Source organism: Niveispirillum sp. BGYR6, assembly GCF_027568365.1.
Classification (GTDB): domain Bacteria; phylum Pseudomonadota; class Alphaproteobacteria; order Azospirillales; family Azospirillaceae; genus Niveispirillum.
The window spans coordinates 345,986-359,135 of the sequence record NZ_JANLNL010000001.1 but is presented as its reverse complement, the minus strand read 5'-3'; the positions used below and the strand labels follow the sequence as shown (position 1 = coordinate 359,135).

The 13,150-nt window shown below is 62.2% G+C and carries 16 protein-coding genes; 3 read left to right on the top strand and 13 right to left on the bottom strand.

The annotated features are described in order from the left end of the window. Positions 1-23: 23 nt before the first annotated feature. The 4 genes from PCJ49_RS01515 to PCJ49_RS01500 form a co-directional block, all read right to left on the bottom strand. Complete coding sequence (locus PCJ49_RS01515; protein ID WP_269909385.1) at positions 24-1,151, bottom strand: FAD-dependent oxidoreductase; 1,128 nt, start codon at positions 1,149-1,151, stop codon at positions 24-26. Between the two features lie 141 nt (positions 1,152-1,292). Beyond that, complete coding sequence (locus PCJ49_RS01510; protein ID WP_269909384.1) at positions 1,293-1,631, bottom strand: ribbon-helix-helix domain-containing protein; 339 nt, start codon at positions 1,629-1,631, stop codon at positions 1,293-1,295. Further along, positions 1,631-2,947, bottom strand: coding sequence for a cytochrome P450 (locus PCJ49_RS01505; protein WP_269909383.1), 1,317 nt, complete (start codon positions 2,945-2,947; stop codon positions 1,631-1,633). The genes PCJ49_RS01510 and PCJ49_RS01505 overlap by 1 nt, the downstream gene beginning before the upstream one ends. A gap of 9 nt (positions 2,948-2,956) precedes the next feature. Then, positions 2,957-3,556 carry a GNAT family N-acetyltransferase gene (locus tag PCJ49_RS01500; RefSeq protein ID WP_269909382.1) on the bottom strand — a complete coding sequence of 200 codons (600 nt, stop codon included), beginning with the start codon at positions 3,554-3,556 and terminating at the stop codon, positions 2,957-2,959. A 120-nt stretch (positions 3,557-3,676) separates the two neighbouring features. On the opposite strand from PCJ49_RS01500, the gene PCJ49_RS01495 reads away from it, so the two are divergent. Together PCJ49_RS01495 and PCJ49_RS01490 are read left to right on the top strand one after the other, a co-directional pair. Beyond that, positions 3,677-4,438 (top strand): LuxR family transcriptional regulator, encoded by a 762-nt coding sequence (locus PCJ49_RS01495; RefSeq protein WP_269909381.1) that lies wholly within the window; start codon positions 3,677-3,679, stop codon positions 4,436-4,438. Between the two features lie 102 nt (positions 4,439-4,540). Then, on the top strand, positions 4,541-5,059 hold the full coding sequence (locus PCJ49_RS01490; RefSeq protein ID WP_269909380.1) for a transglycosylase SLT domain-containing protein: 519 nt from the start codon (positions 4,541-4,543) through the stop codon (positions 5,057-5,059). A gap of 17 nt (positions 5,060-5,076) precedes the next feature. Here the strand turns inward: PCJ49_RS01490 and PCJ49_RS01485 are convergent, their stop codons facing one another. The 7 genes from PCJ49_RS01485 to PCJ49_RS01455 all read right to left on the bottom strand — a co-directional run bounded on the left by PCJ49_RS01485 (position 5,077) and on the right by PCJ49_RS01455 (position 9,592). Beyond that, positions 5,077-5,592, bottom strand: coding sequence for a MerR family transcriptional regulator (locus PCJ49_RS01485; protein ID WP_269909379.1), 516 nt, complete (start codon positions 5,590-5,592; stop codon positions 5,077-5,079). Positions 5,593-5,599: 7 nt separating this feature from the next. Next, complete coding sequence (locus tag PCJ49_RS01480) at positions 5,600-5,905, bottom strand: integration host factor subunit alpha (RefSeq protein ID WP_089287254.1); 306 nt, start codon at positions 5,903-5,905, stop codon at positions 5,600-5,602. 105 nt (positions 5,906-6,010) lie between these two features. Then, on the bottom strand, positions 6,011-6,985 hold the full coding sequence (locus tag PCJ49_RS01475; RefSeq protein WP_269909378.1) for a beta-ketoacyl-ACP synthase III: 975 nt from the start codon (positions 6,983-6,985) through the stop codon (positions 6,011-6,013). Continuing rightward, the gene (plsX, locus tag PCJ49_RS01470; protein WP_269909377.1) at positions 6,985-8,067 is read right to left on the bottom strand and encodes a phosphate acyltransferase PlsX; all 1,083 of its coding nucleotides are present in this window, start codon (positions 8,065-8,067) and stop codon (positions 6,985-6,987) included. The genes PCJ49_RS01475 and plsX overlap by 1 nt, the downstream gene beginning before the upstream one ends. Positions 8,068-8,112: 45 nt before the next feature. Continuing rightward, positions 8,113-8,301 (bottom strand): 50S ribosomal protein L32, encoded by a 189-nt coding sequence (rpmF, locus tag PCJ49_RS01465; protein WP_089287257.1) that lies wholly within the window; start codon positions 8,299-8,301, stop codon positions 8,113-8,115. Positions 8,302-8,401: 100 nt separating this feature from the next. Next, on the bottom strand, positions 8,402-8,992 hold the full coding sequence (locus tag PCJ49_RS01460; protein ID WP_089287258.1) for a DUF177 domain-containing protein: 591 nt from the start codon (positions 8,990-8,992) through the stop codon (positions 8,402-8,404). A 72-nt stretch (positions 8,993-9,064) separates the two neighbouring features. After that, complete coding sequence (locus PCJ49_RS01455) at positions 9,065-9,592, bottom strand: ubiquinol-cytochrome C chaperone family protein (RefSeq protein ID WP_269909376.1); 528 nt, start codon at positions 9,590-9,592, stop codon at positions 9,065-9,067. Positions 9,593-9,829: 237 nt separating this feature from the next. On the opposite strand from PCJ49_RS01455, the gene bamE reads away from it, so the two are divergent. After that, positions 9,830-10,297, top strand: coding sequence for an outer membrane protein assembly factor BamE (bamE, locus tag PCJ49_RS01450; protein WP_089287260.1), 468 nt, complete (start codon positions 9,830-9,832; stop codon positions 10,295-10,297). A 72-nt stretch (positions 10,298-10,369) separates the two neighbouring features. Here bamE and PCJ49_RS01445 read toward each other — a convergent pair whose 3' ends face one another. Both PCJ49_RS01445 and PCJ49_RS01440 read right to left on the bottom strand, forming a co-directional pair. Further along, positions 10,370-12,496, bottom strand: a complete 2,127-nt coding sequence (locus tag PCJ49_RS01445) for a sodium-translocating pyrophosphatase (protein WP_269909375.1) — start codon at positions 12,494-12,496, stop codon at positions 10,370-10,372. A gap of 156 nt (positions 12,497-12,652) precedes the next feature. Further along, entirely contained in the window at positions 12,653-13,117 is a 465-nt protein-coding gene (locus PCJ49_RS01440; RefSeq protein ID WP_089287262.1) for a hypothetical protein, read from the bottom strand. Between the last annotated feature and the right edge of the window lie 33 nt (positions 13,118-13,150).

Here is a 13,150-nt window from a genome sequence, read left to right as displayed (position 1 = left end):
CCTGTGACAAACAGGTCGGACAATCACCGCCGCAGACGGTTGGGGCTGACCGTCGCCAGATCAAAATGCAGGCTGGTCAGGCGGTCCGGTACACCTTGGTCCCGGATCAGGCTGGCCGCCAGCCCGGCCACGGCCGGGGCAGTCTGTATGCCATAGCCCCCCAAGGCCGCCAGCCAGAAGAAGCCGGGTATCCGTGGTTCGAACCCGATGACCGGATTGCGATCAGCGACGAAGCTGCGCAGCCCCGCCCAGCTGCGCCCCTTTCGGGTCACCTTGATGTTGCAGGCTGTTTGCAGCCGATCCATGGCCGAGGCGATATCCAGCTCCTCCGGCTGTACATCGGCTGGTTCCACCAGGGTTTCATCCGCTGGCGACACCGCCAACATGCCGGCCGAGGGCTTGAAATAGAAGCTTTCGTCGATATCGACAACAAAGGGCAGCCGGGCAATGTCCAGCCCGGCCGGTGGTTCCACCAGGGTCACCGTGCGGCGGCGTGGTTCCAAACCAACAGGGGCCACCCCCGCCAACTGGGCCACCTGATCAGCCCAGGCCCCGGCGGCATTGACCAGCGTCCAGGTTTGCCAGGGCCCGGCCGGTGTATCCACCCGCCAGCCATCCCCATCGGGGCGGATGCCGGTCACCGGCATTTCGGTCCGGATAATCGCCCCCTGGGCACGGGCCGCCCGCAGATAGGCCTGATGCAGCAGATCGACATCAATATCGCAGGCCCCCGATTCCAGAATGCCGGCCCCCACCTGATCGGGGCGCAGGAACGGCACCAGGGTCAAACATTCAGGGGCGGTCAACGGGTTGATGGCCGGGGCCAGGGGCTGCATCTCAATCAGGGCGGCGGTCAGCTTCTCCAGCTGATCGCCGCGGGCGATATGCAGGGCGCCACGCGGGTGCAAAATCGGGCCGGGGCTGAACCCGTCCGGCGGATGGCGCAGGAACGGCCCGGATGCCACAGTCAGTGCCCGGATGGCCCGGCTACCATAGGTTTCCGAATATACCGCGACCGAGCGGCCGGTGGCGTGATAGCCGCAATGGGTCTCCCGCTCCAGCAGGGCAACCCGATGGTCGACCGACAGGGCATAGGCCAGCGCCGCGCCGGCAATGCCACCACCGACAATCAGGATATCGATCCGTTCCATGCCCACCTCGCGGCCATTCGCCGGCTCTGGTTCCGGCGGAACCAGCCGATCAACGACAGCTTATCAGAGATTAAGGAAACCGGCATGGGTGGACGACAGGGGACGTTGCGGGAAATTGGCGCCCCCTGCGCCCTCACTCTGTCAAGCGGCGGGGATGCTGCGCGGGCGGGCGGGCGACCGCCAGTTGAGGTAGCCGACGACGAACATGCGAATGGCCGCTGTCAGGGAAATATCGCCCTGTCGCTTGGCCGCGATGTGGCTCGCAACCTCATTGATGGTCATCCCCTCACCACGGGCAATGGTGCCCAAGGCTTTCCAGGTCATAGAATCAATACGGATGGAGGTGCGGTGACCACAGACAATCAGGTTGCGGGTCACTGTGTGGTCAATCTCTTTGACCTCATCCAAGGCGCGGCGCATCAGGTGGCTGACCACGGGTTCATTATCCTGGTCAGGGGCGATCTTCGTCAGGTATGGCATTACGCGGCGATCCTTGCTGCCTTACGGGTTGATATTCTTATTTTCAGGCCGCGCGCGGGCGGCCCCAGGGTGACGCCCCCGACGGGACGCAGACGCTCCACCTGTCCGGATTCCGGGATCAGGTCGAAGGCGGAAACCATCATCACCGCCAGGGCGGTCAGTTCCGCCATGGCCAGTTGAGCGCCGACGCAGGTGCGCGGCCCCATGCCGAACGGGACAAAGGCGAACTTGTCCGGCACAGTGTCCATGAAGCGTTGCGGATTGAAGACCGATGGTTCGGCCCATTGCGCCGGCTGGCGATGCAGGGCCCAGGGCGACAGCAGAATGGTCGCCCCTTTCGGCACCGGCGTACCATCAATGACATCGTCGGCCAGCGCCTGGCGCGCCACCCACCAGGTGGAAGGGTAAAGGCGCAGCACCTCCTGCACCATGGCCTTGCAACGCGGCAGGTCGCGCAGGCGGGCGGGATCAAGACCCCAGCCGCCATTGCTGGCCCCTTCGGCTTCCGGCCGCAGCCAATCCACCAGATCGGGACGCGTCGACAGAATATAGACCAGCCAGGCGGCAGCCATCGCCGTCGTCTCAAAGCCGGCGACCAGCATGGTCATGGCCTCGTCCCGCAAGACCGCCGGGCCGAACTGTTGCTGCAAGGGGGCCAGCGCCGCCAGCGGGCCGCAGGGATTGGACAGGAAACCAGCAATATGGGTTTCCAGCGTGCGGATGGCACCCTTGAACCGCCGATGCTTGCGTGTCGGCAGCAACATGTCCAGGTCAATGGCCCGCCACATGGTTTCCGTCAGCCTTTCATGGGCCACCACGCCAGCGCCATAGACCGCTGCACTTTGCTGCGTATCCATGCGGGCATGGAACAGGGCAGCGACCACCATCTTCATGGTCAATTCACCCATCAGGGCGTGCAGGTCCAGCAACTCCCCCTCGCGGGCGGCCAGCATGGCGGTTTCCTGGCACAGCACGCCCATGGCCATGCCGATACCCTGCTGCAGTGAGGCCCCGCCGAAGCTGGATTTCACCGCATCGCGCGCCGCCTTCCAGCGGTCACCGCTGGCCGTGATCAACCCGTCACCCAGCAGCGGGCGCAGACGCGCCTGTTCCGAGCCTTTGCCATAGCGGTCGCGGCCATCCACCAGCACATGCCGGAAGGCAGAAGGTGTGGCCACCAGTATTGCCTTTTTCGGCCCCAACTGCACCGGCACGGGGGCAGGTTGGCCCAGGGTGCGGCTTTCAACAAAACCGATCGGATCGGCGGCGAAGGCCGGAAGATCGCCCATCAGCGCTTCCTTGATCTTGGCGAACATGGGAACACCTCACGCGGCAGCAATCTGGGCCTGACAGGCAGCAGCCCCCAGCCGTTGAGCATAGGTCTGCATATCCAGGGTGATGATGGTGGCGATCACATCGCCCTGGCTGCCCGTGCCCACCACCACCGGCGTGACATCCTGGGTCACGGGCAGGCCGCAGGCGCGGATGAAACGGCCAAAGGGCGGTTCCACCACGGCAATCAGCCGGCTGGCCCCCTGATCAAAGCCGAAACGGCCGATTTCCAGCGCCAGAGATTTGCCGACATCGCGCCGGCGCGGATGGCTGGGGGCCACAGCGAAACGGCTGATCTCCCAGATATCCGGCCGCTTGGGCAGCGGCCGCCCTTCCAGCAGATCGGGGAAATATTGTTCCAGCAGATAGGGTTCTGTCGTACGCAGCGAACGCCAGTAACCGACCACAACATCCCGCTCGACAGCGACGCAATGCAACGCCATCTTGTCAAACTGATCGATTTCCAGCTGATTGAGGGACCTGACCGACCAGCCCAGCGTTTCACGGAACACCTGATGGCGTAACCGCCAAGCCTGGGCCATGTATTCCGGCGCTTCACCGGCACGGAAGCGGAAGATCTTCAATTCCTGCATGACATACTCCGCTACGCTGTTTTGAGGAGTACGCCATTTGAGACATGGGTTATAATAGCTGGGCATTTACCCAGGTATTTAAACGATAGAGTGACAGCGCGTTGTATTGTGAGGACAGCGATGCACGTAGCAGAAGAAATTTTAAATCGACTTTCCGATGCTCCGGATCAGGATGCGTTGTGGCTATGCATGACACAAATCATCCATGGTCTTGGGTTTAAGTGCTTCTCCTATGTGGATGTACGCCAGCTGCCATTGCATGACGAAGCATTGCCCTTTTACCAGACATCTGTCCGCAGTGACTTTGTAGAGACATATGTATCCATGGGGCTGCTGGGTTATGATCCGGTGGTGACCCGGGCGGCCAGCAGCAATGTTGCCTTCACATGGGCTGACTGCCTGGAATTTGACCCGCGTGTACGCCGGCGGGCCGGCCCGAAGGGGCGCGCCTGGCAGGTAATGGGGCTGGCCAAGGACCACGGATATACGCAGGGCTTTGCCATGCCCTTACATGCTGTGGATCATCGCGGCCATCCGGCCTCCGCCCTGCTCAGCCTTTATTGGACCGAAGCACCGGAGGAGATGGATCACGCTGTCCCCTTCTGGCTGAAACTGGCGGCCGCCACCTATCATGAAAGGCTGCTGCATTTTCGGGGCCTGCCGCAGACACCGGCCGAAGCGCCACCCACGCTGACCGACCGGGAGCGGGAAATCCTGGTCTGGGCCTGCCGTGGCAAGACCCGGTCAGAGACAGCGGACATCCTCAACATCACCGAGCGCACGGTGGAATATCATTTTGACAATGCCATGCGGAAATTGGGCGTGCATAACAAGTTCCACGCCATCGCTGTGGCCGTGCAATCCCGCCTGATTGCGCCGTGACCTGCCGCGCCAGCGCTCTTGGCAAGGCAAGCCACGCCATGATATGGCCCTTCCATGCATGAAGGGGCGCAGAGAGAATTGGGCATTTCAAGACGCGGTTTCATGGCGGGGGCTGCCATCATGGCAGCAGGGCTGGCAGCACCTGCCAAGGCGCTGGACCTGCGGAACACCCCCTTTGCCGTGACCGGCCAGCTCGCCCGGCTGGACCCATATCTGCTTTATGCGGTCAGCTATGTGGAAAGCCGGCTGAACCGGAAGGGAAGTAACGGCCCCTGGCCTTATGCGGTGCGAACCGCCAAGGAATCCTATTATCCGCCAGACCAATCAAGCGCCATGCAGCTGGTCATGACCATGCCGGCGGCAGAGCTGGCTGATGCCGATCTGGGTTGGATGCAGGTGAATGTGCGCTGGCACGGACACAGGGTGCCGGATGTCAGCCACCTGCTGAACCCGGATATCAATATGCGGATAGGGGCCGGCATCCTGCGAGAGGCCATTGACAGCCTGCCGCGTGACCTGGAACTGGCGGTCGGTCGCTATCACACCTGGATGGATGAACCGCGTGCGCGGGAATATGGTCGGCGGGTTCTGGCCCTGCGTGCCCAGCTGCGCCAAGCCTGATCCACGGCAAGCGGTATTCAGTCCAGCAACCGGCGGGCCGCCAGCATATCCATCAGAATGTCGGACAACCGCTCGCGGATGCGGGGCGAAAGCGGGTCCGATTCGACGGCCTCTGCCTCGCCCAACTCTGGCAAAGTGGGGGAATCGTCGGCTGTCTGGTCCGCCCCGCCTGCTACCTCCCCCTCATCCAGATTGAACAGGCTGGCAGCGGGCGCTTGCCCCACCGGGGGCAGACCACCGCTGCCGCGGGTTTCCTTCAGCAGGCGTTGGACACCCCGGATCGTATAGCCTTCGCGGTACAGCAGGGCCTGGATACGGCGCAGCAGTTCCACATCGTCCGGGCGATAATAGCGCCGGCCGCCACCGCGTTTCAGCGGTTTGATCTGCGGAAACTTGGTTTCCCAGAAGCGCAGAACATGCTGTGGCACTTCAAGGTCGGCTGATACCTCACTGATCGTACGGAAAGCTGTGGCGGATTTGGCCACAGGCTTGCTCGGCACTGCATCGGGATCGGTCGTCGCCGCATCACGCATCGCGCGTTCAGCCCTGGCCGGCGAAACGATCGTTGATGCGGGACTTCAGCACATGGGAAGCACGGAACACCAGCACCCGGCGCGGCAGAATCGGCACCTCTTCCCCGGTCTTGGGGTTGCGACCGACGCGCTGACCCTTGGACCGCACGGCAAAACTGCCGAAAGAGGAGATTTTGACCATGTCGCCGCCGGCCAACGCGTCCACGATCTCGTCCAGCACGCTTTCCACCAGATCGGCGGATTCATTGCGCGACAGGCCGACATGCTGATAGACGGCCTCGCTCAATTGGGCACGGGTAACGGTATTGCTCATGACGTTTCCCCCAGGCAGTAAAGCCTAGACGGTACTTGCATGATGAAAGCGCGTCAATTCCAGATAGTTGGGCGCGGTTCTTGATGCATCGCCAAAAGGCGGAAATCAGTAGCGAACCAGGGCGCCGCCCCAGGTGAAGCCGCCGCCCATCGCCTCCAGCAACAGCACATCGCCCCGCTTGATGCGGCCATCATGCACCGCCTCCACCAACGCCAGCGGAATGGAGGCGGCAGAGGTATTGCCATGGTGATCGACCGTCACCACAACGCGTGCCGGGTCCAGCTTCAACTTGCGGCCGGTCCCTTCAATGATGCGGCGGTTGGCCTGATGCGGCACCAGCCAGTCGATATCCGACGGCTGCATGTCATTGGCGGCCAGGGCTTCGCGCACCACATCGGCCAGATTGACCACGGCGTGCTTGAACACTTCCTGCCCGCGCATCCGCAGATGGCCCACGGTCTGCGTGCTGGAAGGGCCACCATCGACATAAAGCAGATCGTGGTGGCAGCCGTCGGAATGCAGATGGGTGGAGAGGATACCCCGGTCCGCCGCCGTGCCCTGCCCTTCCTGGGCCCGCAGCACCACCGCTCCGGCCCCGTCACCGAACAGCACACAGGTGGTACGGTCGGTCCAGTCCAGGATGCGGGAGAAGGTCTCCGCCCCGATCACCAGCACCGTGCGCGCCTGCCCGGCCTTGATGAAATTGTCGGCTATCGAGAGCGCATAGATAAAGCCGGAACAAACCGCCTGCACATCAAAGGCAGCACCGCGCTTCATGCCCAGGCGCGCCTGCACCTTGGTGGCAGTGGCGGGAAAGGTATTATCGGGGGTGGCCGTGGCCAACACGATCAAATCCAGCTCATCAACCGTCACCCCGGCATGGTCCAGGGCAGCAACGGCAGCGTGATAGGCCAGATCGCTGGTGGTTTCACCATCAGCGGCAATATGGCGGGATTTGATACCGGTGCGTTCGCTGATCCATTCATCCGACGTATCGACGATCTTGGTCAGATCGTCATTGGTCATGACGCGCGCCGGCAGATAGGAGCCGCAGCCCAGGATGATCGATCGGATCGCCATTATTGAACCGCCGCCTCGCTACCCTGACCATCCGCCTCGACCTTGGCGGCGGCACTGGCGGCCAGAGCCGCCTGCAATACCGCCAATTGGTCACGGATCTTATCGTTGAAACCGTGATTGGCCATGTCGGCCGCCACGGCGATGGCGTTGCTGAAGCCGATGGCATCGGTGCCGCCATGGCTTTTCACACAGATGCCACGCAGCCCCAGGAACATCGCGCCATTATAACGGCGCGGGTCCATGCGCAGGCGCAGCTTGCCAAAGGCGCCACGGGCCAGCAGATAGCCCAGCTTGGCCAGCAGAGAAGAAGCAAAGGTGCGCTTCAGGAACTCGCTGTAAAGCTTGGCCGTGCCTTCCGCCGCCTTCAGCGCGACATTGCCGGTGAAACCGTCGGTAACGATGACATCGACAGTACCGGCAGCAATATCGTTGCCTTCCACAAAACCGTGGAAGTTCCGGGCCAGCGGTGTGTCGCGCAGGGCCGCAGCAGCCTCGCGGATCGACTCGTGGCCCTTCTGCTCCTCCGACCCGACATTCAGCAGGCCGATGGAAGGTTCCAGCAATCCCAGCACGGTCCGGCTGAATACGGTGCCCATCACAGCGAATTGGACAAGATTATCCGCGTCGCATTCCAGATTGGCCCCCATATCCAGCATCACACTCTCCCCCCGCAAGGTCGGGAAGATGGAGGCGATGGCCGGACGGTCGATACCGGGCAGCGTTTTCAACACGAATTTGGCAATCGCCATCAACGCGCCGGTATTCCCGGCGGAGACAACGCAAGCCGCCTCCCCCGCCGCCACCGCATCGATGGCCAGCCGCATACTGGAATTGCGCCCAGCACGCAAAGCAACAGAGGGTTTAGCATCCATGGCCACAAAATCCGGCGTATGCCGGACGGTGGAAATGGATTTCAGTGCCGGATGGCGGTCGAGAAGCGCGTTGATACGCGCTTCATCGCCGACAAACAGGAACTCGACATTCGAACAGCGCTCACGCGCCAAGTCGGCGCCGGCGACGACCATGTCAGGTGCATGGTCGCCACCCATGGCGTCCAAGGCGATCCGCAAGCGCGCAGTCACGAGCGTACGTGGTCCCTATACCGCGAGAAGCCGGAACGGCAATGATTACGCGGCGGCAGCAGCGGTCTGCGTCACTTCACGGCCATCATACTGGCCGCAGGAGCCGCAGACATGGTGCGGGCGCTTCAGCTCGCCGCAGTTGCTGCATTCATTGTACGCGGAAGCGGTCAGCCCGTCATGCGAACGGCGCATATTACGCTTGGACTTGGAGGTCTTTTTCTTCGGAACGGCCATGATCGTAACTCACAATGTTTTAGGCGGCCAACAAGGGGCCGCCTTGGACAGAGGCGCTTGAATACTGGATATGGTGTGTCAGGGCAAGCGAGAAACCCGATTATGACGACTTCTTTAAGCGGGACAGGGCCGCAAAAGGGTTCTGACGGGGGGGCTCGGGCGGCAGATCACCCCCATTATCCTGAGTGGTCGGATCATAATCCTCCAGAATCGGGGTAAATTCCACCCCTGGCACGCGCGGATAAGGTTCCAGCGACAGCGAAAGATTCTGGGCCACCAGTTCGCCAATATCGATCCGCCCGCCCGGCATCGGCTCGGGGAAATCCTCATCCCCACCCAGATATTGAAAATGATCGCTCTCCGCCTCATCCTCCTCCTTGGGGATCAGATGATCAGGGGCGAACAGGGCGGAGAAATCCTCCTGCACATGGGCAGGCACCGGTTCCAGGGTCACCACACAGCGCTGCACCACATCGGCCGTCAACTCACCGGTGACCTTGATGAACTCCCCCCGCACCCGGCGCAGACGCATTCTGGCCGTGAGACCGGATAGGGAGATCAGATCGAATCGCTGCGCCAGTGCGGCGCATTCCGCCTCGGTCGCCGTCACCACCTCGTGCCCACCGGCCGTGGTCACCTTGTCGGCGATGACGATGCGGGACAGTTCGGGGGCCTGGGATGGGCTGTTCATGATGGCAACTCCACTGAAACGACAAGGATGCGGCCCGCGAAAGCGGGCGGATAGCGGACGGTAACCGACCGCTCAGGATATAAAGGTGACGTCCCCGGCCAGCAGCCGCTCGACAGGGAAGGCTTCCAGATGGGCGAGCTGGCGGCGGGCATAGGCCGCCATGGCGGCCACATGCTCCGGCTCTGGCAAGGTGGAGCCATAAAGATTGCGATCGAGTGCGGCTTCCAGCGTGGCACCATCGGTACCGGCCAATCCGGTATCATAGGCCTGAACACGCCCATAATAATGACTGGCCAGTTCCTTCACCCGCTCGCCCACCTTCATGTCGCTGGCCCCCAGTTCGCGCAGATTGAAATCCAGATCGGCGAACATGAAATCAAACAGGGCCTGGTTGAAATCCGCCACGGCAGGACCGCCCATGGCCAGCCGGCGCATCACCAGCCAGGCATGAAGGGAAATCGTCTCAAACCGCCCCTCCAGCGTGTCTGGCACGCCCAGGTCGCGGAAAAATACCGGCTGGCGCGCCTGCTCCACAATCGCGCCATAGAGTTTTGCCACGGTGCGTTCCGAGATCTTTTTCCTGAACAGGCGGTTCAACATGGAAAGCTTCCAAAGCGGCGGTTGAGGGCAACGGAATGGCCGCCGCCATAATATGGCAGGGGCAGTGATTGACATTGCGCCAAAGCCGGTGCCAATGTCACCGGCCAGATAGGGGGCGGTGCCCCCGGCGTCAAGCATGGCCGATTGTACGACCGCTTGTGTCGTGCTGTCTGGTTCGTGCATAGGCAGCCGGTGCACCGGTTCCTGGTGATGATTTTGACAAGAGATGCTCCGTTCATGCGCAAGACCCACGCTTCGCTGCTGTTGACCGCCGGCTTCGCCGGCCTGGCCCTGGCAGGGTGCAGCCCGATCACTGCGGTGAGGGGCAATCTTGTCGAAGATAGCCGCCTGGCCCAGATTCAGCAGGGCACCACCACCCGCGATCAGGTGCAATATGTGCTGGGTTCGCCCACCTCCACCGGCACGGTGGATGGCGCCACCTGGTATTATATCGGTCGCCACACCGCGCAGGAGGCCTTCTTCGATCCGGAAGTGACGGCCCAACGCATCGTGCGCATCCGCTTTAATGATCAGGGCACGGTGCAGGAGATCAAGGAGATTGATGGCAGCGAGGCCGCCTATGTGGCGCCGGTTGCCCGCGTCACCCCGACCGAAGGCCATGATATGGGCTTCTTCGAACAGATGCTGAGCAACCTGTCCAAGCCGTCGCGCAAGAAGAAGGATGACGGCAAGAAGAAGAAGTAAGACCGCAGGTTTTCGCCCTGAAACAGTGACAGGCGGCCTCTATAGGCCGCCTGTTTTGTTTAACGCCGATAACTACTGATGGGCCAGAATGGCCAGCAACAGCAGGGCCACGATATTGGTGATCTTGATCATCGGGTTCACGGCCGGGCCGGCCGTGTCCTTATAGGGATCGCCCACCGTATCGCCGGTCACTGCCGCCTTGTGCGCGTCCGAACCTTTGCCACCATGGTGGCCCTCCTCGATATATTTCTTGGCATTGTCCCAGGCCCCGCCGCCCGAGGTCATGGAGATGGCGACGAACAGGCCGGTGACGATGACGCCCAGCAACATGGCACCCAGGGCAGAAAAGGCCGCCCCCTTGCCGGCAATCGCCGCCACCAGGGCGTAAAGCACCAAGGGTGCCAGCACCGGCAACAGGGAAGGCACGATCATTTCCCGGATGGCGGAACGGGTCAGCATATCAACGGCGCGACCATAATCGGGTTTTGAGGTGCCAGCCATGATGCCCGGATTCTCCCGGAACTGACGGCGCACCTCCTCCACCACCGAGCCGGCGGCACGGCCCACCGCCGTCATGCCCATGGCCCCGAACAGATAGGGCAGCAGCCCACCCAGAATCAGCCCGACCACGACATAGGGGTTGGAAAGGCTGAAATCGATCTCCACCCCCGCGAAATAGGGATAGGCCGCAGGATCGGCCATGAAATATTTCAGATCCTCATGATAGGCCGCGAACAGCACCAGCGCGCCCAGTCCGGCCGAGCCGATGGCATAGCCCTTGGTCACGGCCTTGGTGGTATTGCCCACAGCATCCAGCGCGTCGGTGGTGACGCGCACCTCCTTGGGCAGATCGGCCATTTCGGCGATACCGCCGCCATTGTCGGTGACAGGGCCATAGGCGTCCAGCGCCACCACCATGCCCGCCACCGCCAGCATACTGGTGACCGCAATGGCAATGCCGAACAGGCCCGCCAGCAGATAACAGCCAATGATGGCGGCACAGATCACCAGCGCCGGCAGGGCTGTGGATTCCATGGAAATGGCCAAGCCCTGGATGACATTGGTGCCATGGCCGGTGGTGCTGCTCTGCGCCACCGACCTCACCGGGCGATAGCCGGTACCCGTGTAATATTCGGTGATCCAGACAATCAGCGCCGTCACCAATTGCCCGATGACGGCGCAATAATAAAGGTCTGTCCCGGTGAAACGAACACCGGCCCCGGTGGCCAGTATGGTGGCGAACCCTTCGGGCAGCACCCACGCCGTCACGGCGGCAATCGCCCCCAGCGACAGCACCCCGCAGGCGATGAGACCCTTGTAAAGCGCGCCCATGATGTTGCCGGAACTGCCCAGCCGCACAAAGAAGGTGCCGATGATGGAGGTGATGATACAGGCCCCGCCGATGGCCAGCGGATAGATCAGCATCGCGTCCAGATAGGCCCCCTGGCCGGCAAAGAAGATGCCGGCCAGCACCATGGTTGCCACCACGGTCACGGCATAGGTTTCAAACAGGTCGGCCGCCATGCCGGCGCAATCGCCGACATTATCGCCCACATTATCGGCAATGACGGCGGGATTGCGGGGATCATCCTCCGGAATGCCGGCTTCCACCTTGCCCACCAGATCGGCGCCGACATCGGCACCTTTGGTGAAGATGCCGCCGCCCAGCCGGGCGAAGATGGAGATCAGGGAGGCACCGAAGCCAAGGGCCACCAGCGCATCCACCAGCGGTCGGCCGGTAAAGCCCATGCTGGTCAACACCAGAAAATAGCCGGCCACCCCCAGCAGGGCGAGGCCGGCCACCAGTATCCCGGTCACCGCGCCGGCGCGAAAGGCCAACGACAACCCCTGCGCCAGCCCGTGGCGCGCAGCCTCTGCCGTGCGCACATTGGCACGGACGGAAATATTCATGCCGATATAGCCAGCCGCCGCCGACAGCACCGCCCCCAGCACAAAGCCGATGGCGACATGCAGCCCCAGCAACACGCCCACCAGAATGGCAATCACCACACCCACCATGGCGATGGTTGTATATTGCCGGTTGAGATAGGCGCCGGCCCCGATCTGGATTGCCTGCGCAATCTCCTGCATCCGGGCATTGCCGGGGCTGGCCGCCAGAACCGAACGCGCCGTCGCCAATCCGTACAGAATGGCAAGCACGCCGCAGGCCAGCACGAAATAGAGTACGTGCGTGATCATGTCGTTTCCTTACCCTATGGATGGTGCCGCTTCTTGAGCGAACGGGCCGGACGGCCGGCGGCACTCTGGCAAGGATCAGCATGACACGCACCGGAAACGACATCAATCCGATGCTATCGATTTGATATAGCTTGATCCGATATTTCCCAGCCTTGATCAATAGGCCGGGCGCTGGCTGACCGACTGGATCAGCACATCGCGCACGATATCAGGACCGACCACCTTGTCGGTCACCTGTTTCAATTCATCCTTGATGGCAGGGATATTCAGGATCTGGCCATCAATCACCTGCCCCTTATCCAGGGAGCCATAAAGCGCCTGCACATAGGCATCGATCAGGCGCGGTCCCTTCGCCCTCACCTCATCGCGGACCGTATCGTCATCCACTTCCAGGCTGACCGTGATGATGATGTTCTGCGTCGCCTTGGTCTGGCCCATTACCGGCACGATCATCGGGCCAATGGTGGCATAGGAGGGCGGGCCAGTGCGGACCTTCTTCACCGGTTCCTTGGCTTCGGCATGTTCAGCGTCGGCCGGTTTGGCCAGGAACATGAAATAGGCACCGGCACCGGCGCCGATCAGCACCAGCAGGGCCAGAACAAGGATGATGATTTTCTTCATGTACGGTCAGCCATCAGCAGGGTTGCGGCCAGT